Genomic DNA, 21,215 nt, shown 5'->3' with positions numbered 1-21,215 from the left:
TGGCGCTGCGCCCCTGGTGCGCGCTGATCCTGCCCAGCACCGATGCCGTGGGCCGGGCCTATCCCCTGACTTTTCGGATCGCGCTAGACGCGCCCTGGGACCTCGATGCGACCGAGACAGCGCTGACGATCCTTACGGCCGCTGTCCTCGCGCTGCATGCGCCCGACATCGACACGCTCTGTGCCGCATTGCCCCCCTGTTCCGCACCAGAGAACGGCACCCTAGCGCCCGGGTTCTATGCCTGGCAACCCCGCCAGGACCGGTACCACGCCGCCCCCGGCGTTGACCCTTCCCGGGCCATTTCCGCAGCCCTCAATTCAAGCTGATGGTGCTGCCGTTGCCGATGATGTCGCCCCCGGCATCGAGGCCGATCTTGCCCGAGGACTTCAGAATGATCTCCGAGCCATCGAGTGTGATCTTGCCCCCGCTCTCCAGCACGATCTTCGCGCTCCCACACTTCAGTTCCAGCTTGCCGGCGGCCTCGATCTTTCCATCGGCGTCCGTCTTCAGACCCATTTTCCCGGTCACCTGAAGGCCGTAGGTGCCGCCAACGCTCACCGACTTACTGCCGGTTACCGTAAATCCCTGATCGCCGCCAACGTTAAAGGTCTGGCCCCCGCCGATCCCCATAGTCTGCGCCCCACCAATATTGATCGTCTGCGCGCCCGACACTCCCCAGCCATCGGCGCCAGAGATCGTGTGCATCTCACCGCCCACCACCACCACCGACCGCCCGCCCAGCACGTTGATCGACTGTGCGGCGGCGACATTCACTGTCTCGGTGGCCGCCGCATTCACAATGCGCGGCCCGGTGGCCGTGATCGTCTGCGATCCGGTGACGGACTGGCTGTGGCTACCGCTGATCGTTTCGTTGGAGTTGCCGCTAACGCCGATCACCTCGTTGCCCCCGACCGTAAGGCTGCGGTCAGAGGCTACGGTCTCGCTGTCGTTCGAATTCAACACGACCGTCCTGTCGCCATCGACCGTCACATCCTTGGTGCCGTTCACCGTCTCCGACCGCACGCCCACTACAGTTTGCGTCGCGTTGTTCTCCACGGTCTCGGTAAAATCGTTCTGGATCGTCCTGCCTTCATTGTTCTTGATCAGCTCGTTGAGATCCTTCTGCGCCTGCATGTAGATCTCTTCATTGCCCGCCTTGTCTTCAAACCGCAGGATATTCTCGCCCCCGCCGCCGGGCGAACTTTTGGTCATCACGCCCGATTGCGTCTTGTTCCCCGGCAGGGGAAAGGGCGGCATCTGCGCCGCGTTATAGACCCGCCCGGTGATCAGCGGGCGGTCTGGATCGCCGTCAATGAAATCGACGATCACCTCCTCACCGATCCGCGGCACCTGCAAAAACCCCCATCCCGATCCCGCCCAGACCGAGGCCACGCGCACGAAACAGCTTGTCGTCTCGCCCGACGGGCCCAGCCGGTCCCAATGGAAATGCACCTTCACCCGGCTCCATTCATCGGTATAGATCTCCTCGCCGTCGGGACCGACCACAGTGGCCGTGTGGGGGCCCTTCATGACTGGGCGCGGCGTGCGCCGGGCCGGTCGGAACGCAAGTTCGGCGGGCTGCAATTCAAACACACCGAAATGGTCCTGCTCCGTGGTACCATCAGCGCTCAGGTTAAACTGCGCCGCAACTACGAAATAATCTCCGTTCTCCGCGGCGCGGGCATATTCGGCAAAGGCAAAAACCGCTCCGGCGTAAAGACCCCGCACCCGGCCCTTGGCCGTCACCCGGCGGTGGGGGGCCTGCAGTTCCTGTTGCCGGGTGGTGGCGATGGTCTCGCCGCGGCCCACATCGAGATGCGCTTCCGGATAGCGATAAACCTCCGGGTCGTCACCGTCATAGCCGAGGGGGTTGGCCTGCGTGGTCATCAGGTTCGTGCCGGGGTTCATGAAGTCATAATTCGTATGCGCCACGGCCCCCGACACTACCGCGCTTTGGCAATGCCAGTGCTGGATCGTGTCGACATCCTCCAACAACTCGGACCCCTCGGGGTTGTAATTCACCGTCTCATAACCCGGCGCGGGGTCCAGCGCGCCGATGTCATCGGACAAAACAAGGGTCGCCTCGCCCGAGCCCGTTTCAAAGAAGTAAAAGATTCCCTCATCCTCCAGCAGCCGCTTGGCGAAATCCAGATCACTTTCCCCGAACTGCACGGTGTAATCGCGTTCGGGATAGGTCGCGCTGGTGCGGTCGTCGATGGCCGCAGCAGGGTGCTCACCCAGCACCTCCTGCACGATGTCCAGCACGTTCTTGTGCTGAAAGATGCGGCAGTCGAACCGGTGCGACAAAAACCACGACCAGGGCCGGAACGTCAGCTTGTAATGTGCCTGACCGCGGGCGAAGTGCGACATGCAAAATCGCGAAACAAGACCGGTGAAATGCCGCTCGCCCTCTGGCGTGCCCAGGCTCACCGTGACCGGCAGGCCCAACAAATCGACGGCGGCGATATCCAAGTCCTGCGCCGTCAGGCCCAGGTCAAAACTGTACTCGTCGCTTACCGCTTCCCGGCCCGACAGCCATTCGAACTCAAAGACATCCGGCTCCAGCGGCGTGGTCACTTTCACATTGATCAAAACTGACATGTCACTCTCCCAAACCCAACACCTCGATGAAATATCGTAAGTATACGCGAAACCGGCGCCAGCGGGAAACGCCGGTTTACAGGCGCGTCGGGCAGCGGGCGCGCGACAGCGCCTGCGCAATCGTCAGCGCGTTTATCTCGTCCGCAAAAACCACCTCCATTAACAGGCGCGCCGGCGGGTCGCGGACATCCAGAAAATAGCTTCGCCCGCTTTCACGCGGCCGCAATCCATGCGCCAGCGCCAGCCGCGCCAACCCCCATGTGCCGCGCGCGGTAATCTCGGTACCCGCGCCGCGAAAACCGAGCGACAGGCCCGCCTCCGCCCGGGTGCCCGGCCAGCGAAACGCGATCTCGGTGCCGTCCTGTGGCAGATCCTGCCCCACCCCGCCCAGCGTGATTTCCACCGGTCCGCCCGCCGCACCAAACAGCGACAGGCGCACCTCCCGCGCGCGCTCCGGCGCGTCGAGAAGCGCGCTCAGGGCGGCGAGGCTCTGGAAAAAAGTGGCACTTTGAGGATCATAGCCGCGAAACTGCGCCTCCGGACGCCACTGCCACGGCTGGACGCCGGTGTCGATCAGCGGCAGGATGCGCCGCTCCATATAGCGGCGCATTGAGCTCTGCGGTCCCAGCGCCGCGGCAATGTCGGACAGATCCAGATCCGCCCCGGGTCCAAACGGGAACCGCGCCATCAGCGCCACGCACTCGGACCGCAGAACACCGCTCCAGAACGCGCTTACGGGATCTTTCGCGCCCTCAATCAACGCTTGCGAGGTCTGCACCAGCACGTCGCGCACAATCCGATTCACCACCCCTGGGGCGCGGTCCAGCGTGCTAATCGACTGCGCGCGGTCGCCATGGCTCATCAAGGCTTCGATATCGACCGCCCCATCCGCCTCCTGGCGGGCCAGCGCCAGCGTCAATAGGCCAAACAAATGCGCAATCTCCTCAAACCCGCCGTCATCAGCATAGGTCTTGAGCCGGTCAAAGGCAGTGCGCGCCATCAGTTGCGTGTCAAAGCTCCGGCCCCCGTCCGCCGCCCCGCTCTCGGCCCAAACCACCTGCGCCAACCGATACAGCGGGCTGTCGGAGCGCCCGAGGACTCCGAACATCTCCACCGCCGAGGCCTGACCCCGCAGAGGGTGCAACGTCAGGTCGTCGAGAAAGGCCCGCCATGCAGCGATGGTTTCACGCTGCAGGCGCACCGAGATATCCGCCCGCGCCTCCTCGGTAGGCAGGGGCAGCGACAGGTCCTGGCTGGCCGCCCGCGCCGCCAATTCCGCCGCCGGGATGGCCACGCGCACCGCATGGTCCCAGCCCGCCTGCGTGAACAGGCCCGGCACAGGCGCGTTCAACGCCCGCCCACTGGCCCGCTCGGCGACCCTCGCCAGATCCGGCAGGGACTCTCCCGCCCGCCACGAAGGCAAGGCCGCAACGCTCTCCAGCGCCCGCAACTCCACCCAGATCCGCGCGCTCAGGGGGGCCGTACCCGCGATCCGGCGCGCGTCTTCCACCCGCGCGGGGATCAACAGCACCAGTCGTTCCGGGGGGCTGTCCACCCGCGCCAGATGCGCCGCCGCGCCTGCCTGAGAAGGGTCTGCCTCCACCCGCGCGGCAAGCCACGCCCGGAAAACCGCGGGCTTCCATGCCCCCGCGCCCGCACCCATGTGCCAGATGCGCAGATGCGCGTAGTTCCCTTCCGCAGTACCGTCGCTGGCAAACGCCGACTCCAGCATGCCGGCCAGAAACGGCCCCGATGTCTCCGCCAAAACTTCGCCATAAACCACCGCCGCGGCCACCTGCCCCGGCATCGGCATCGCCCACGCGCCGACGGACTCCGACACCTCCGTACCTGCCCCGTGCAACGTGTCCATGACCAGGATCAGGGCCGCTGGATCGCCCCGCGCCGCCGCCACCTCGGCGCGAAAGTTTACCGCAGCCTCCGCGACCGCGCGGCCCTGCTCGGCCCGTGTCCAGAAAAACGATGCCCCCGCCGCCAACAGAACCAACAACACCGCCGCCCCAAGCGCGGGCCAGACCTTTGGCCCGGGCGCCGTTGCTGGATCCGCCTGTGCGCGGGCCAGACAGGTCTCGAGAAACCGCGCAAGATCATCGTATTCCGGCCCCAGCGTTCCGGCCTTTTCCGCCAGCGTCTCCAGCCGCTCCCGCGACAGCGGATCCCCGCCGCCGAGGGTGCCGTTCGTCAACGCACCCCAGGTGGCCAGAGAACACCCCGGCGCCCGGCGGACCACCGCATCGACAACCACGGCCAGACCATAGCGGGCGGCGTCTGCGGCGCCCGGCGGGGTCTGTGCGGCCTCCAGACGCTGGGCAAAGCCGTCGAGCAATCGCTCGGCGGCAACGGCAATCTGCGCCGCATCGTTCTGCTGGTCCTTGGAGACGGCGTCGATCAACATCATGACCTCGCTTGCCTCAATAGCGTAAAGGCTCACAGCGCACCCTCGGACACCCAGCGTTCGATCAGATCGCGGCTGGCCTCGAAATGCATCGAATCCTCGCGGCCATAGCCCCCACCCCAGAACCAGCCCGCATCGTTGAAGATAGTCGCGATGAGGACTAGGCCAGCGTGGGTCTCGCCATCGGCAAAGGGGTCCAGAACCCCCGCGATCTTCAGATCCACTGCAGTTCCGAAGGAATGGTTGGACACCGCGGTGTCACTGCCCCGGATCAACCTCGGACACAGTCCCCCCGCAGTTCCCAACTGGGAATATAGATCGGGGTCGGCTGCCTCGATCTGCGCCATCACAGCGCGAAAGGACTCCATCGCAGGGCGCACCAGCGTGACGCGAAAATCAACAAAGCGCTCGGTCACAAGGGCGCCGCGCAGCCGGGGGTTTTCCAGCGGGTCGCATTGGTCGCTGTAGCTTGACCGGGGCGGCCCAAGCGTCTGGATCATGAAGGCGCTGTTTGCATGTCTGAGGTCACGATTGAACCGAGCACGGGCGACGCGAATGGCCTCGGTCGGGGCCTCAGTGGTGGCGATGGCGCCGTGATCCTCCTCGCTCAGAACCACGTCGGGATCTGCGCGCAGGGCAGCACGCGCGGCAGCCACCTCGGTCCGCATTGCCTCCAAGTCCCGCTCCAGCGTCGAGATACGCGCGCCCTGCAGGCTCACCCGCCGCTCCAGCGAAGCGATGACGGCGACATCCGTGCCCGCGGGCATCAGCAGGTGATTGAGGCCCACGAACACCCCCGCCCCCAGCACCAGCCCCATGGCAAGAATCGTCGCCTCGATGATCCGCATTTCGCTCAGCCCGCCCTGACGTCGATCACGACAACCGACACGTTGTCCGGCGCCCCCGCCGCCAAGGCGGCTGCTATCAAAGCATCGACCGCCGCACCCGGGTCCCCTGCCTTTTCCAAATGTGCGGCAATCTCTGCCGCGCAAACCACGCCCGACAGGCCATCGCTGCATAGAAGATAACGATCGCTCGGCGCAGGCTCCACGCGCACCATCTCGGCGACCAGCGGCGACACCACACCGATGGCCTGGGTGACCACATGTGCCTCGGGGTGGGTTTCGGCTTCGACGGGTGTGATCAGACCGCGATCCAGCAGGGATTGGACCACGGAGTGATCCTTCGTGAGTTGCTGCAAATAGCCCGCACGCAGGACATAACCGCGACTGTCGCCGGCCCACACCACCGCCGCATGGCCCCGGTACTGCGCAAAGGCCACCACGGTTGCGCCCATCCCCTCCGAGCCCTCGGCCCGTGCTATCTCCAGAACGCTCGTATTGGCGACCTCCAGAGCCGCCCATAGGTCCTCGGCCGGGTCACCGGACAGAATGGTTTTGGCCAGGGCCTCGGTGGTGATCTCGGCAGCCAGATCGCCTCGGCGCATCCCGCCCATACCATCCACCACGGCCCAGATCGCCCCGGAAGGGTCTAGCAGGATGGCGTCCTCGTTCAGGTCCCTTACATACCCGCGATGGGTGGCGCCGGTGCCATCAAACCTGAGGGGCTGAGCCGTCTGGCCCGGTATCCGCGTTGTCGGTGTTCGCATCACTCCTCCCCTGCCGCATCGGCAGTGTGCCAAATTTCCGAGTGAAATGATATTGCCGTGTTCGGGCCACGGTTTTTATTGCCGGATCTGCGTCATCTTTGTATCATTCTCTTATGCGTTACACGCACCGGAGATGCCCCATGCTGAGACCATTGATCCTGTCCGCCCTCCTTGCCCTGCCCACGGGTGCACTTGCCCAGGACATGACCGCAGAAGAGATTCTTGCGCGCCTTGAACGGCAGGCCTTGGGCCTTGCCAAGGGGGTCGAGTTTTACCCCACCGAGACCGCCGACGACGGCTATCGTACCATGCCTGTCGAGGATCAGGTCCAGTTGCGTATCCAGTTCGCCTTTGATTCGGCCGATATCCTTGAGAGTGAAATCGCCGATCTGGCTGAACTCTGCACCGCGATCAATGCGACCAGCGGCGCCAATATCAACATCATCGGTCACACCGACGCCGCCGGGGCCGAGGCTTACAACAAAGCCCTCTCCGAGCAGCGCGCGTCTGCCGTGGTGGCCCATCTAACGGGAGAATGCGGGGTTGAGGAAACCCAGCTTCAGGCCGTCGGCGTGGGCGAACGCCACCTGCTGGAGCCGGAAAACCCCCGCGGCGACCGCAACCGCCGGGTCGAGATCCAGATGGCGCTCTGACGGCCCAAGGGCCTCACGCCTCAGCCGACAGCCGTTTCAACTGCGCCTCCAACGCTGGGTCGCTCAGAGCCGCAGCCGCTGTGCACCACTGGCTCTGTTGCGTTAGCCTGCGTAGAGCCGGATAGGCCAAGCTTGTTGCATATTATGCGGCCGCATCGAACAGGTTTGCCACGAAGGCGATCTCATTCAAGACACCAGCCTTATTGTTCGCGAAGTGGCCTTTCTTGATAGCGCGATGGGTCTCGATGCCTTTCAGCGTGTTCTTGGCCGCGGTGAGTTTTCGAAAACTTCGTTTCGGCCTCAGGAGCTGTTTCAGCGCAGCATGGTCTGCTTCGATCCGGTTGTTGAGATATTTTCGGTCGACGTGCCGAATCCTGTCGCCTGGCCCATTGCCGAAATTCATTTCCTCTATCACCTTTGCATAGCTGTGTGCCTTGTCCGTGACGATTGTCAGGGGGTCGTAGCACCGTGCCGTCTCTCTTGCCTGGCGCATGAACGCCCTTGCTGCGCTGGCGTTTCGGCGGGCGGTAAGTCGAAAATCGATCAACTGGCCGCGCTGAGCGACTGCGCGCCACAAATAGCACCAACGGCCGTTCACTCGCAACTAGGCTTCATCCACGTGCCATTGCAGCCCGAGCCACGAGCGATGTCGCCCGAAAGCGCGCTTGCGAATTTCAGGCCCAAACTTCTGGACCCACCGATAGATCGTCGCCGCATCAACTGTGATCCCTCGTTCGGCCAAAAGATCTCGCACGCCACGATAGGACAACGGGTATCGACAGTACCAGCGGACAGCCAACAGGATCACATCTTTCGGAAAACGGTGTTGTTTGAACGGATCTGGACGCTGCACGTGAATTCCCCTGTCAAAGCTACGAGCAACGTCGTACTTCAAGAACGTAACGCAACAGAGCCGTTTTAGGTTTCAGGTCTCGCAAACCGAACCTTTTCCGAAGATCGGCGGTGACCGCCAGCGTCACCCGCGGCCGCGGGCTGCGCTACGCCGGAGGCTCCGCGCGCTTCCTCCTACACCACCATTGGGGACACTGCCCATCTGCTTGTTTGGAGATCAGAAGATGTCTTCGTGCGACCAAGATATCCGCGGGCCAGAGGCCAAGAAAGGTGATGGTGGATATCGTCGATGCCGAGGCCCGCTCCCGCATGATGGCCGGGATTAAAGGAAAGAATACGTCCTGAGCTAGGGCGTGTTGACGTTCACAGAAATCGCGCGCTTTGGCGCCTATGCAGGGCTAAGCGTTGAGGGATGCGGTGCCACGGGGTGGTATGCCCAAGGGTCACGCTCGCCAAGCCTCCGAAAACAGTTGGACGCAGCACGTGAACGTACGATTGAAAGAAGAACATGAGCTGCACACGTAGGCACGCAAGTCACTGAAACTCATACTGAATCACTTCCATCCATCATTGATGGCATAGACCACGACGCCGATGGTGCACCCATGTAACTGCGAAGCCACTTGGGTTTTACCCGCAATGTGGTTTCTCGCAGTTGGATTGCATCAATTGGTAAACCCTGTTTCCGAACACCACACCGCCGTTTCCCTGTCTTTCCACGCCAAGGCACTTCTACACCCTTGAAGCTGTTGCGAAACATCCCTTTCCAGTCTTCTTGATCGTCCCCACAACCCGGGCCGTCATGTGTCGCCCCGCAGAAAAGGGACGCTCATGACCGCGGCACATCAACACTCAGAGGCAGTTTCACGCGGCAGCCGCATGCTGCGCACTGCGCTTGGACCTTCTATCGCAGGATATCTTGATGATGCACAAGTCGTCGAGGTCATGCTCAATCCTGATGGACGGCTCTGGATTGATCGTTTGTCCGAAGGTCTTCGCCCGACCGATCACTGCGTTTCCCATGCGGATGGAGAACGCATCATTCGCTTGGTCGCCCATCATGTCAGCGTCGAAGTTCATACGGGTGCGCCACGCGTGTCCGCCGAGCTACCCGAGACAGGAGAACGGTTCGAGGGGCTGCTCCCGCCAGTTGTTGCAGCACCCACCTTCGCAATACGCAAGCCGGCCGTGGCTGTCTTCACGCTTGGAGATTACGTGACCGCAGGCATAATGACCCAAGCACAGGCAGAAACCCTGAGCGTCGCGGTCGCCGACCGTCGCAACATTCTTGTCGCAGGCGGCACCTCCACCGGTAAGACAACGCTCACCAATGCACTCCTCGCCGAAGTTGCCAAAACGGAAGACCGCGTCGTCCTAATTGAGGACACACGCGAGTTGCAATGTGCTGCGCCAAACCTCGTGGCGCTGCGCACCAAGGACAATGTGGCTTCGCTCTCCGATCTCGTCCGCTCATCTTTGCGCCTACGACCTGACCGCATCCCCATTGGCGAGGTCCGTGGCCCAGAGGCGCTCGATCTCCTCAAGGCCTGGGGCACGGGTCACCCCGGCGGTATCGGCACAATCCATGCCGGGACCGCTCTTGGCGCGCTGCGTCGCATGGAGCAACTCATCCAGGAAGCCGTGGTCACCGTCCCGCGCGCACTGATCGCCGAAACGATTGACCTCGTCGCAGTCATATCGGGGCGCGGTTTCGTGCGCCGCCTCACTGAACTGGCGAACGTCGAAAGGATCGATTCGACCGGTGACTATCGTCTCTCCCCCGCAACCGACACCAGCAAAGGATCCCTTTGATGTCCAACAGCTTTCTAACAAGCCGCCGGGCGGTCGACGCCCTTTGCATTTCCGCTTTCGTCTCGCTGAGCATGGCCACCCCCGCCCGCGCAGCAGGCTCGTCGATGCCTTGGGAGGCGCCGCTACAGGCAATCCTTGAGTCCATCGAAGGTCCAGTCGCCAAGATCATCGCGGTGATGATCATCATCATCACCGGGCTGACCCTCGCCTTCGGCGACAGCTCGGGTGGCGCGCGGCGGCTGATCCAAATCGTCTTCGGCATCTCCATCGCCTTTGCGGCATCGAGCTTCTTCCTTTCATTCTTCTCCTTCGGTGGCGGGGCGGTGATCTGATGTTCGATCCTGACACCATCCCCGGCTTCGTCATCCCGGTCCATCAGGCGCTGACCGAACCCATCTTGCTGGCTGGCGCGCCGCGCTCGATCGCCATTCTAATTGGCACACTTGCGGCCGCCATCGGGCTTGGGCTGCAACTCTGGCTGGTCGGTCTGCTGATCTGGATCGCGGGCCATCTCGCCGCGGTCTGGGCGGCGAAACGCGATCCTCTCTTCGTCGACGTGGTGCGCCGCCATCTGCGCATTCCCGGCCATCTCGGAGTGTGAGCGATGATGAACCTCGCCGAATATCGCCGCAAATCTTCCCATCTGGCCGATTTTCTGCCTTGGGCGGCGCTTGTCGGCCAAGGCGTGATCCTGAACAAGGATGGCTCCCTCCAACGCACCGCACGCTTTCGTGGTCCGGATCTCGACAGTGCCGTGCCTGCTGAACTGGTCGCCGTCGCGGGCCGGATCAACAATGCGTTGCGACGGCTCGGCTCTGGCTGGGCAGTCTTCGTCGAAGCGCAGCGCGTGCCCGCCCTCTCCTATCCCGACAGCCAGTTTCCAGACGCGGCGTCGGCTTTGGTCGACGCCGAGCGCAAGGCGCAGTTCGAAGAGGAAGGCGCGCATTTCGAGTCGCGGTATTTCCTGTCGCTGCTGTATCTACCGCCCGCCGAGGAGGCCGCACGTGCGGAACGGTTCTTGTACGAAGGACGCGATCGCGAGAGCGGGGCCAACGCCCGCGAGACGCTGGCCGGCTTTGTCGACCGGACCGATCGCGTGCTGCAACTTCTTGAGGGGTTCATGCCGGAGAGTATCTGGCTCGATGATGCCGATACTCTGACCTACCTACATGCGACGATCTCGACCAAAGTGCAGCGCGTCCGCGTGCCCGAAGTACCGATGCATCTCGATGCGCTGCTCGCCGATCAGCCACTGACGGCGGGACTTGAGCCGATGATGGGGAACGCACATCTGCGCATCCTCACGATCACCGGCTTCCCGAGTGCGACCACGCCCGGCATTCTCGACGATCTCAACCGGCTCGCCTTTCCCTATCGCTGGTCAACGCGGGCGATCATGCTCGACAAGACCGATGCGACGCGGCTCCTCGCCAAGATACGTCGGCAATGGTTTGCCAAGCGCAAATCCATCGCGGCCGTCCTCAAGGAGATTATGACGAATGAGACGTCAGCCCTTCTCGATACGGATGCCCACAACAAGGCAATGGATGCCGATGCCGCTTTGCAGGAGCTTGGATCCGATCTGATCGGCGAAGCCTATGTCACCGCGACCGTAGCAGTCTGGGACACGGATGCCCACATTGCCAACGAAAAACTGCGACTTGCCGAGAAGGTCATTCAAGGCCGGGATTTCACCTGCATCGCTGAGACCACCAATGCCGTCGAAGCATGGCTCGGCTCTCTCCCCGGCCATGTCTACGCCAATGTCCGCCAGCCGCCAGTCTCGACACTCAACCTCGCCCATATGATTCCACTATCAGCCGTCTGGGCGGGACCGGAACAAGATGATCATTTCGCGGCCCCTCCGCTGCTCTTCGGCCAGACCGAAGGCTCGACCCCGTTCCGGTTGTCCCTGCATGTCGGCGATGTTGGGCACACATTGGTCATCGGGCCAACTGGCGCTGGAAAGTCCGTGCTGCTGGCCCTGATGGCCTTGCAATTTCGGCGCTACGCGGGTGCACAGGTCTTCACCTTCGATTTCGGCGGATCGATCCGGGCCGCAGCGCTTGCCATGGGCGGTGACTGGCACGATCTGGGCGGTGCGTTGTCCGACGATGCGTCGGACCCCGTGGCCCTACAGCCCCTCGCCCGCATTCATGAATCCGCAACCCGCAACTGGGCTGCTGATTGGATCGGCAGCATCCTTGCGCGTGAAGGCGTAACCGTCACGCCGGATGTCAAAGATCACCTTTGGTCTGCACTATCGTCTCTGGCCTCCGCGCCGATGGTCGAGCGGACCCTGACGGGTCTTTCAGTGCTACTGCAATCCCAAGACCTCAAACGCGCCCTGCAGCCCTATTGTATTGGCGGCCCCTTCGGTCATTTGCTGGATGCCGAGGTCGAGCGGCTCGGCACCGCCACTGTCCAAGCTTTCGAGACGGAAGGGCTGATCGGCACAGGCGCTGCCCCTGCCGTGCTGGCCTATCTCTTCCACCGGATCGAAGCCCGCCTCGACGGCTCGCCAACTCTGCTGATCATCGACGAAGGCTGGCTAGCGTTGGATGACACAGGTTTCGCCGGGCAGTTGCGCGAATGGTTGAAGACCCTGCGCAAAAAGAACGCCAGCGTCGTGTTCGCGACCCAGTCATTGGCGGATATCGACGGCTCGGCCATCGCGCCCGCGATCATCGAGAGCTGCCCGACCCGGCTGTTCTTGCCGAACGAACGCGCCCTCGAGCCACAGATCGCCGATATCTATCGCCGCTTCGGCTTGAACGACCGGCAGATCGACATCCTCGCCCGGGCCACGCCCAAGCGCGACTATTATTGCCAGTCGCGCCGAGGCAACCGGCTTTTCGACCTCGGTCTGGGCGAGATTGCCCTCGCCTTCACCGCCACCTCGTCCAAATCCGACCAGACTGCGATCTCCCGCATTCTCGCCGAATACGGGCGCGACGGTTTCGTCTCGGCTTGGCTACGCGAACGCGGCGCGGATTGGGCGGTCGATCTGCTTCCCAGCCTGACCAATCTGTCACCCGTGCTACCAGCTTCGAATACCGAAGAAACAAACGCCAATGACCCACAGCTGAGTCCCACACCCCTCACCCAACAGGAGACTTCCCCATGACCACCAAGAACCTCACGCTCCGCATCGCAACAGCGCTGCTGCTCGCAGTTCCCGCAACAGCGACACTCACCGCCACACCTGCCCATGCATTCTTCGGCGGCTTTGGGCGCATCGTCTACGATCCGCAGAATCATGCCGAGAATATCGTCTCCGCCGCCCGCGCGCTCGAACAGATCAACAACCAAATCACCTCGCTGCAGAACGAAGCGCAGATGCTGATCAATCAGGCACGCAACCTCACAAGCCTGCCCTATTCGGCGCTGCAGGACCTGCAGCAATCAGTGCAGCGCACGCAACAGCTTCTGGGCGAAGCACAGCGCATCGCCTATGACGTGCAGGCGATCGATCAGGCATTTCAGACCGATTACGGCCCGGCCTCGCTCACGGCCAGTGATCAAGCGCTCGTCGACGGGGCCCGTGAGCGTTGGCAGACCACTGTTGGTGGATTGCAGGACGCGATGCGGGTGCAGGCCGGTGTTGTCGGCAATCTGGACACCAACCGCGCCCAGATGTCGGCACTGATTGGCGAAAGCCAGGGCGCGACCGGCGCGTTGCAGGCGACACAAGCTGGCAATCAGTTGCTCGCCCTGCAATCACAGCAGATTTCGGACCTGACAGCACTGATGGCGGCACAGGGTCGTGCGCAGAACCTGGAAGCGGCGCAAATGGCCGCGGCACAGGAGCAAGCACGAGAGCAACGGCGGCGGTTTCTGGAACCCGGCACCGGCTATCAGCCGGGTAATGCCCAGATGTTTCAGAACTGAGACGGGAGATGAAAGGCGCGTTCCTCCTCAGATTAGGCATTGGCGTTATCGCTTTCATGGCGGTCCTCGGCGCATTGCTTGAGATCGCCCGTGAGGACGTGATCGACGTCCGATCTGTGCCCAACTTCACGGACAGCTCTGATCCCCTGACGGTAGAACTGCGCCGATGTCAGTCGCTTGGTGATGCCGCTTTAGAAGACGAAGATTGCGCCGCCACTTGGTCCGAGACTCGCCGCCGTTTCCTGAACCCGGCACTTTCCCCAGACCCGGAGGAGTGAACCAATGGGTGGCACCGGCGTCATCGACCGCTTCCTCGAGGTCTTCACCAGCTACATCGACAGTGGGTTCGGCCTTCTGGGCGGCGAGGTTGCCTTCCTTGCCACAACGCTGATCGTCATCGACGTCACGTTGGCCGCCCTCTTCTGGGCCTGGGGTGCGGATGACGACATCCTCGCGCGGCTGATCAAGAAGACCCTCTTTGTGGGTGCCTTCGCCTATATCATCTCAAACTGGAACGCGCTGGCCCGCATCGTTTTTGAGAGCTTCGCCGGGCTCGGCCTGCAGGCCAGTGGCACCGGGTTCAGCGCCACCGATCTTATGCGCCCCGGGCGCGTCGCCCAGGTTGGGCTTGATGCCGGGCGCCCGATCCTCGCTTCGATCTCCGACCTGATGGGCTATGTCAGCTTCTTCGAGAACTTCATTCAGATCATCGTGCTGATGTTTGCCTGGGCGATGGTGCTTCTGGCCTTCTTCATCCTCTCGGTCCAGCTTTTCATCACCCTGATCGAGTTCAAGCTGACAACCCTTGCCGGTTTCGTGCTGATCCCTTTCGGCCTTTTCGGCAAGACGGCGTTTCTGGCCGAGCGCGTTCTCGGCAATGTCGTCTCCTCCGGCGTCAAGGTGCTGGTGCTCGCTGTCATCATCGGGATTGGATCGAGCCTTTTCGGTGAGTTCACCGCCGGGTTCGGCGGCGATCAGCCCAATATCGAAGAGGCTATGGCCATCGTGCTGGCGGCTCTCTCGCTGCTCGGCCTCGGCATCTTTGGGCCCGGCATCGCCAACGGGCTGATCTCGGGCGGGCCTCAACTCAGCATGGGAGCAGCCGTGGGCACTGGCCTCGTCGCAGGCGGCGTCACCGCCGTCGGGATGGCCGGAACGGGCATGGCGGCCAGTGCTGCTGGACGTGGTGTCGTTGCCGGAGCACGCGGCGGAGCTGCAACGGTCGGCGGGGCCTCTGCCGCCTACAGTCTCGGGTCAGCCGGACGAACCGGAGCTGCAGGCGTTGCGTCTGGGGTCGGTGGTATCGCGCGGGCTGGAGCCGGTGTCGCCGCCAGCCCCTTGCGCCGGGCCGCGTCAGCCTTGAGCGACAGCGCCCAAGGCGGGGCACGGGCGGCGGTTGCGGCCAGCGGCGGTGCGATCACCGGCGGCGGTAGTCCCACCGCCCCAGCACCTGCGTCCAGCCCGCCCGCTTGGGCAGCCCGCATGGGTCGCGCACAAACCCTTCACCATGGCGCGACCGCCGCCACCCATGCCCTGCGCTCCGGCGACAGCCCCGGCGGCGGCACCTCTGTCAGCCTTTCGGAAAGGGATCCCTGATGTTCAAACGCCCCTCACTCAATTACGGCAAGACCCCGGAACCCGAGACGCCTTATCAAAGAGCGGCACAGGTCTGGGATGACCGCATCGGATCGGCCCGCGTGCAGGCGAAAAACTGGCGTCTAATGGCTTTCGGGTCGCTGTTCCTGTCCGCCGGACTGGCCTTCGGCCTCGTCTGGCAATCGACCCAGGGCACCGTCGTGCCTTGGGTCGTCGAGGTCGATCAGCTGGGCGAGGCCCGCAGCATCGCCCCCGCCAGTGCTGATTACCTGGCGAGTGATCCGCAGATCGCCTATCACCTCGCGCAGTTCATCGAACGGGTCAGGGCAATCCCGGCCGACCCCATCGTCGTCCGGCAAAACTGGCTGCGCGCTTATGAGTTCACCACGGATCGCGGCGCAATGGCGCTGAACGATCATGCCCGGTCCAACGATCCCTTTGCGCAGGTCGGCGAGGTTCAGATCTCGGTCGATGTCTCCAGCGTCATTCGCGCCTCGCCCGACAGTTTCCGCATCGCGTGGACCGAGCGGCGCTATCAGGACGGCAGCCTGGCCGCAACCGAGCGCTGGACGGCGATCCTGACCATCTCGGTCCAGCCACCCCGCAGCGCCGAACGGCTCCGTCAGAACCCCCTCGGCATCTACGTCCACGCCATCAACTGGTCTCGGGAGCTTCAGCAATGACACGCGTAAACCTCACCTTCCCCATCACCCTGACCGCGTGCCTTTTGCTCACCGCTTGCGCAACCTATACACCCCCTGAAATCGACTATGACAGTGACGTTCCGTCCTTGCCCGCCGCGCCGCCACCGGTCGTCGAAGAACCCATTCGGGCGATCCACACCCCACCGCCCTGGACCCCGTCGCGGGGCGGTGATGCGGATGCCGCCACGGCAGAGGCCCGCGTCATAAATGCCAATGCAGCCGCCCGCGTCGAACCGCGCCGCGAGGGGTACTACAACGCGATCCAGGTCTTCCCATACAGCGAAGGCGCACTTTACCAAATCTATGCCGCGCCCGGTCAGATCACCAATATCGCGCTGGAACCTGGCGAGCAATTAACCGGCGCGGGGCCGATTGCAGCCGGGGACACGACGCGCTGGATCATCGGGGACACCGAAAGCGGCAACGGTCGGACGGCCCGCGTCCATATCCTCGTCAAACCGACCCGGCCCGACATCTCCACAAATCTCGTCATCAACACCGACCGACGCACTTATCTGCTGGAGCTGCGCGCGAATGAAGATTCCTACATGCCGTCGGTCGCCTGGGGCTATCCGCCGGGGCGCGTCCAGCCGCGTCCACCGGCGGTTCAAGCGCCCGTGATCCCTCCGGCCAGCCACCGCAACTATCGCTATGGGCTGCAAGTCGAGGGTGACACCCCGCCTTGGCGGCCGGACAGTGTCTTCGACGATGGCCGTCGCGTCTATGTCGTGTTCCCACGCGGTATCGTGCAAGGCGAGATGCCGCCCCTCTTCGTTCTCGGGGCCGATGGCAGCGCCGAACTCGTCAACACGCGCGTGATCCGCAACATCCTGATCGTGGACCGGCTCTTTGCCGCCGCTGAATTGCGCCTCGGGGGTAACGATCAGCAGATGGTCAGGATCGTGCGGACAGATGGGAGGCAGCGCCCATGACCTCGTCAGCTCAAGATCCCGAGGCACCGTTGCCCGGCTCTGCAGACCCCTTCCGGCTGCGGCCAGAACCGGCCCGCGTCGTGCGCCTGTCCCGCAAGGTCCTCGGTGGCCTCGCCGTGATCACCGCCGTCGGCATCGGTGGCGCGTTAATCTTTGCCTTGCAGGACCGCCCGGCCCGAGATCGCCCCGGTGAGCTCTTCACGACCGAAAACCGCCCCACCGCCGACGAATTGCGCCGCCTGCCTTCAGATTATAGCGGCATCCCGCAACTCGGACCCGCGCTGCCCGGAGACCTCGGGCGCCCTATCCTGCGAACCCAAGACGCAGGACAACCCGTCCCCGCCTCGCCGATGCCGGGACCCGATCCGGCCGAGCAGCGCCGTCTGGCCGAAGAAGAGGCAGCCCGTACCAGTGAAGTGTTCTTTGCAACGCAATCACCGACCGCACCTTCTGGCTTCGCGGCACCCGGTGCCACACCACCGAACAGTTTCCCCGCATCGCAACCAGGTAGCGCAGCTCAGACGGATCAGGATCGGCAACTGGCCTTCCTCAATGCCCCCGTCGACCGTCGCATCGTTGCCCCCGACAGGGTGACACCGCCCGCCTCACCTTACATCCTTCAGGCAGGGTCCGTCATTCCCGCCGCCCTCGTCTCAGGCATTCGTTCCGACCTCCCCGGCCAAGTTGTCGCCCAAGTGACCCAACACGTCTATGACAGCCCGTCAGGCCGCTACCTCCTGCTGCCGCAAGGATCGCGACTCATCGGCGAATACGACAATGTTGTCGGCTTCGGACAACGCCGCATCCTGCTTCTGTGGACCCGGATCATCTTGCCCGATGGCCATTCCATCGTTCTGGAACGGCAACCCGGGGCCGATAGCGCGGGATATGCAGGCCTTGAGGACGGTGTCGATCACCATTGGGATGGACTGTTCAGGGCCGCGGCGCTTTCGACCCTGCTCAACATCGGCACCGAGTTGGGTGCAGACGATGAAGACCCCATCGCCAGTGCCATCCGCGACGGCGCACAGGACACCATCGGAGATGCTGGCCGCGAGATTGTCCGTCGTCAGATCGATGTGCCACCGACCCTGACGATCCGACCGGGGTTTCCGGTGCGTGTGATCGTGACCCGCGATCTGATCCTCGAACCACAAGGAGGCCACTGATGACGAAATTAAAACTGGGCGCTTTGTCGGATGACAAACCGGTCAAGCTGACGGTCGAACTGCCCGCACCCGTCCATCGCGATCTGATCGCGTATGCAACGGTGCTGGAGAAGGAGACCGGACAAACCATCCAGGACCCCGCAAAATTGATCGCACCGATGGTCGAACGCTTCATGGCGACGGATCGCGGCTTTGCAAAGCTGAGGCGCGAAACGCAAGAATCGGCTGCCCAACAGCTGTCTGGGGCGCGTCCCAAGTAACGGACAAGATATGGGCAATTGGTTTGTGATGGTTAAGTCAGATAGCAAACGGCCCAGAAGCAGTTGGGCAGGCGCCAAGAGGCACCGAAATGAGCAAGTATTTGCACTACGGCATATTGCGCTGTTTTTCGCCAGCGTAACAAAACATCGCCACAAGCGCTTATTGGCACGCCAGACTTCGCTCTCTGCAAAGTTGCTCCAACTGCTCATGTCCGCGATTGTGGCAATGGAGTTATCTTCCATTTGAGTCGGACAGCGGTATAATGACCAAGCCGAAGGCACATCGAAAAGGCAAAGACGATCCCGGTCGTCTCTTGAGCCTTACGAGTTCCGCCGGAAGCCATGACCCGCGCTTGGCCGAGTTGGTTCGCCTTCTAGCGCGTCGTGCTGCACGAGAATGGTATGACCAGCAGTCGGGAGCACGTCGACAGCCGCGCTCCTGATGTTTCAGGAGATCGAATTGTGAAAATCGCCCTGTACGCCAGATATTCAAGCGACAACCAAAGGGATGCGTCGATCGCAGACCAGTTCAGGGTGTGCCGATTACATGCTGAGAAGCAGGGCTGGACTATCGTTGAAGAATACTCTGACCACGCCGTGTCCGGCGCATCTCTTCTGAGGCCAGGTATCCAGGCCTTGATCGAAGATGCCCTTCGCGGACGCTTCAGCTTGGTCTTGTCGGAGGCAATGGATCGACTGTCCCGCGATCAGGAAGATATCGCGGGCCTTCACAAGCGAATGGCATATGCGGACGTAAAGATTGTCACGCTGTCCGAAGGCGAAATCACGCACCTCCATGTCGGGCTCAAGGGAACGATGAACGCCCTCTTTCTGAAGGACTTGGCCGACAAAACGCGCCGGGGCCTTCGTGGACGCGTTGAGATGGGAAAATCAGGAGGCGGTAACGCCTATGGATATGACGTCGTGAAGAAGTTCTCGTCGGAAGGGGAGCCCATAAGGGGTGACCGAACGATCAACGAGTACGAAGCAGGTGTGATCCGCCGAATCCTGACGGACTACGTCTCTGGGAAATCACCCAAGCGCATCGCGACCGAATTGAACAAGGACGGTATCCGAGCACCCAGCGGTGGCGATTGGGGGTTCAGCACCATCAACGGCAACGCCAAGCGTGGCACCGGCATTTTGAACAATGAGATATACATCGGGCGGCTGATCTGGAACCGACAACGTTTCCTGAAGGATCCAGATACGGGCCGTCGGCAAGCGCGGATGAACCCCGAAGATGAGTGGATCATCCATGAAGTCCCGGAACTTCGTATTGTCGATGATGACCTGTGGGCGTCTGTAAAAGAACGGCAATCGCAACTTAAGCACAAGCGTGGTGGCGAACCGACATCGGAAAATCATTTCCGCGACCGCCGCCGCCCCAAATATCTGTTCTCTGGGCTAACCAAATGCGCGTGCTGCGGTGGTGGCTACACCATGATCTCGGCTGATCTTGTCGGGTGTGCGACAGCCCGGAACAAGGGGACGTGCGACAATCGCAAAAACATACGCCGTGATCATCTGGAAGATCGTGTGTTGGGTGCCTTACGTCATCACCTAATGGAACCGGTCTTGTTCAAAGAATTCTGCGATGAGTTTACAGGCGAAATGAACCGCCTTCGGATTGAAGAGCGATCAACGATCGAGGCTGGGCGAACTGAGCTGGCAAAAATTGATCGAGAGTTAGACAAGATACTTCAACTCTTTCTCAACGATGTTCTACCGGTGGAAATGGTGAAGGAAAAGAGCAAGCTGCTGGAAAGCAGGAAGCTGGAACTCGAAATTTTGCTCGCCAACGCCGATGAGCCGCCCCCGCTGCTACATCCCGAAATGGCGGGATTCTACCGCCTGCAGGTCGAGAAACTGCATTCCTCCCTGCAGGACGAAATCGAGGCCAAACGACTGGAGGCCACGGAGATTTTGCGCTCACTCGTCGATGAGATAATTTTGACGCCGACCGACGACGAAATGCTCATCGATGTGAGGGGCGATCTTGCTGGAATCCTTGGCATTTCCCTAAAACGCAAAAAACCCACCACAAGGGCGGGTCAATCGCAATTTGAGTTGGTTGCGGGAGGGCGCAACAGACGATCTCTGTGCGCTGGGCCCCAAAAAGCAAAAACCTCCGCGGCAGGGTCAGCGGAGGATTCGCAATTATCGTTGGTTGCGGGGACTCGCAATTCACGATTTCTGCGGTTGGTGGAGGGCGTGGTGCCTCAGCTTGCGGCGTAGAATCGGCAAGCGCGGCGTGAAAAGGTGCGGACGGCGCGACTTCAGCCTTCGCACCTCAAAAGGAGCGCGCCGATACGCCCTATGCACACGATCCGCAGGTGCATAAGGCCCAAGTGTCTCACGCCACTTGAGTTTCGGTCCGATCCTCCATGAGCGGAAGTGGCACCTCAATCATCATCTTTCTTCGAAATCACTGCGCGGTTTGATTGCGACGAACAACGAGGCCAAGACCAGGCTCCGGACTCATTGACGTTCATAGCCAGAATATGATGGCTGCGGCGAGGGTGACGGCGGACAGGAACACCTTCGGGCTTATGTCATAGCGGGTTACGACCCAACGCCAGTCCTTCAGCCGACCGAACATTATCTCGATGCGGTTGCGCCGCTTGTATCGGCGCTTGTTATACCGGATGGCCTTGTCGCGGGATGTTCAGCCTGGAATGCAGGAGGGTATCTGTTTGTCCTGCAGGGCAATTGGGGTGCCC

General features: G+C 62.2%; 20 protein-coding genes and 1 pseudogene. 14 read left to right on the top strand and 7 right to left on the bottom strand.

Annotated elements, in window-relative coordinates:
• The first annotated feature begins 47 nt into the window (after positions 1–47).
• Positions 48–326 (top strand): hypothetical protein, encoded by a 279-nt coding sequence (locus tag R8G34_15385; GenBank protein ID MDW3224238.1) that lies wholly within the window; start codon positions 48–50, stop codon positions 324–326.
• On the opposite strand, the gene tssI is transcribed toward R8G34_15385, so the two are convergent.
• The 4 genes from tssI to R8G34_15365 all read right to left on the bottom strand — a co-directional run bounded on the left by tssI (position 313) and on the right by R8G34_15365 (position 6,623).
• Positions 313–2,601, bottom strand: coding sequence for a type VI secretion system tip protein TssI/VgrG (gene tssI / locus R8G34_15380; protein ID MDW3224237.1), 2,289 nt, complete (start codon positions 2,599–2,601; stop codon positions 313–315). The genes R8G34_15385 and tssI overlap by 14 nt on opposite strands.
• 76 nt (positions 2,602–2,677) lie before the next feature.
• Positions 2,678–5,017 carry an ImcF-related family protein gene (locus R8G34_15375; GenBank protein ID MDW3224236.1) on the bottom strand — a complete coding sequence of 780 codons (2,340 nt, stop codon included), beginning with the start codon at positions 5,015–5,017 and terminating at the stop codon, positions 2,678–2,680.
• A 29-nt stretch (positions 5,018–5,046) separates the two neighbouring features.
• A complete protein-coding gene (locus R8G34_15370) occupies positions 5,047–5,802 on the bottom strand; it encodes a M15 family metallopeptidase (GenBank protein MDW3224235.1) in 756 nt (251 codons plus the stop codon).
• A gap of 65 nt (positions 5,803–5,867) precedes the next feature.
• Positions 5,868–6,623, bottom strand: a complete 756-nt coding sequence (locus R8G34_15365; protein ID MDW3224234.1) for a protein phosphatase 2C domain-containing protein — start codon at positions 6,621–6,623, stop codon at positions 5,868–5,870.
• Positions 6,624–6,763: 140 nt separating this feature from the next.
• On the opposite strand from R8G34_15365, the gene R8G34_15360 reads away from it, so the two are divergent.
• A complete protein-coding gene (locus R8G34_15360; GenBank protein MDW3224233.1) occupies positions 6,764–7,276 on the top strand; it encodes an OmpA family protein in 513 nt (170 codons plus the stop codon).
• A gap of 142 nt (positions 7,277–7,418) precedes the next feature.
• Here R8G34_15360 and R8G34_15355 read toward each other — a convergent pair whose 3' ends face one another.
• On the bottom strand, positions 7,419–7,874 hold the full coding sequence (locus R8G34_15355; GenBank protein ID MDW3224232.1) for a DDE-type integrase/transposase/recombinase: 456 nt from the start codon (positions 7,872–7,874) through the stop codon (positions 7,419–7,421).
• A 6-nt stretch (positions 7,875–7,880) separates the two neighbouring features.
• Entirely contained in the window at positions 7,881–8,129 is a 249-nt protein-coding gene (locus R8G34_15350; protein ID MDW3224231.1) for a hypothetical protein, read from the bottom strand.
• A gap of 830 nt (positions 8,130–8,959) precedes the next feature.
• Here R8G34_15350 and trbB point away from each other — a divergent pair.
• The 12 genes from trbB (at position 8,960) to R8G34_15290 (ending at position 20,730) form a co-directional block, all read left to right on the top strand.
• Positions 8,960–9,940: a P-type conjugative transfer ATPase TrbB gene (gene trbB / locus R8G34_15345; protein MDW3224230.1), complete on the top strand. Its 981-nt coding sequence runs from the start codon at positions 8,960–8,962 to the stop codon at positions 9,938–9,940.
• Between the two features lie 71 nt (positions 9,941–10,011).
• Positions 10,012–10,272 carry a TrbC/VirB2 family protein gene (locus tag R8G34_15340; GenBank protein MDW3224229.1) on the top strand — a complete coding sequence of 87 codons (261 nt, stop codon included), beginning with the start codon at positions 10,012–10,014 and terminating at the stop codon, positions 10,270–10,272.
• The gene (locus R8G34_15335) at positions 10,272–10,541 is read left to right on the top strand and encodes a VirB3 family type IV secretion system protein (GenBank protein MDW3224228.1); all 270 of its coding nucleotides are present in this window, start codon (positions 10,272–10,274) and stop codon (positions 10,539–10,541) included. The genes R8G34_15340 and R8G34_15335 overlap by 1 nt, the downstream gene beginning before the upstream one ends.
• Before the next feature lie 3 nt (positions 10,542–10,544).
• Entirely contained in the window at positions 10,545–13,067 is a 2,523-nt protein-coding gene (gene trbE / locus R8G34_15330) for a conjugal transfer protein TrbE (protein ID MDW3224227.1), read from the top strand.
• Positions 13,064–13,831, top strand: a complete 768-nt coding sequence (gene trbJ / locus R8G34_15325; protein ID MDW3224226.1) for a P-type conjugative transfer protein TrbJ — start codon at positions 13,064–13,066, stop codon at positions 13,829–13,831. The genes trbE and trbJ overlap by 4 nt, the downstream gene beginning before the upstream one ends.
• A gap of 8 nt (positions 13,832–13,839) precedes the next feature.
• Positions 13,840–14,109: a putative entry exclusion protein TrbK-alt gene (gene trbK-alt, locus R8G34_15320; protein MDW3224225.1), complete on the top strand. Its 270-nt coding sequence runs from the start codon at positions 13,840–13,842 to the stop codon at positions 14,107–14,109.
• Between the two features lie 4 nt (positions 14,110–14,113).
• Positions 14,114–15,427 (top strand): P-type conjugative transfer protein TrbL, encoded by a 1,314-nt coding sequence (gene trbL / locus R8G34_15315; protein MDW3224224.1) that lies wholly within the window; start codon positions 14,114–14,116, stop codon positions 15,425–15,427.
• Positions 15,427–16,110 carry a conjugal transfer protein TrbF gene (gene trbF, locus R8G34_15310; protein MDW3224223.1) on the top strand — a complete coding sequence of 228 codons (684 nt, stop codon included), beginning with the start codon at positions 15,427–15,429 and terminating at the stop codon, positions 16,108–16,110. The genes trbL and trbF overlap by 1 nt, the downstream gene beginning before the upstream one ends.
• Positions 16,107–17,063, top strand: coding sequence for a P-type conjugative transfer protein TrbG (gene trbG, locus R8G34_15305; protein MDW3224222.1), 957 nt, complete (start codon positions 16,107–16,109; stop codon positions 17,061–17,063). Before trbF ends, trbG begins: the two co-directional genes overlap by 4 nt.
• On the top strand, positions 17,060–18,232 hold the full coding sequence (locus R8G34_15300) for a TrbI/VirB10 family protein (GenBank protein ID MDW3224221.1): 1,173 nt from the start codon (positions 17,060–17,062) through the stop codon (positions 18,230–18,232). Before trbG ends, R8G34_15300 begins: the two co-directional genes overlap by 4 nt.
• Complete coding sequence (locus R8G34_15295) at positions 18,232–18,492, top strand: DUF2274 domain-containing protein (GenBank protein ID MDW3224220.1); 261 nt, start codon at positions 18,232–18,234, stop codon at positions 18,490–18,492. The genes R8G34_15300 and R8G34_15295 overlap by 1 nt, the downstream gene beginning before the upstream one ends.
• A gap of 462 nt (positions 18,493–18,954) precedes the next feature.
• Positions 18,955–20,730 (top strand): recombinase family protein, encoded by a 1,776-nt coding sequence (locus R8G34_15290; protein ID MDW3224219.1) that lies wholly within the window; start codon positions 18,955–18,957, stop codon positions 20,728–20,730.
• Between the two features lie 253 nt (positions 20,731–20,983).
• Here R8G34_15290 and R8G34_15285 read toward each other — a convergent pair.
• Positions 20,984–21,202: pseudogene (locus tag R8G34_15285) on the bottom strand (IS5/IS1182 family transposase).
• Between the last annotated feature and the right edge of the window lie 13 nt (positions 21,203–21,215).

It is taken from the genome of Paracoccaceae bacterium, from assembly GCA_033344815.1.
Classification (GTDB): domain Bacteria; phylum Pseudomonadota; class Alphaproteobacteria; order Rhodobacterales; family Rhodobacteraceae; genus Roseobacter.
The sequence above is the reverse complement of the archived record's forward strand: the minus strand, read 5'-3'. Positions and strand labels throughout refer to the sequence as shown.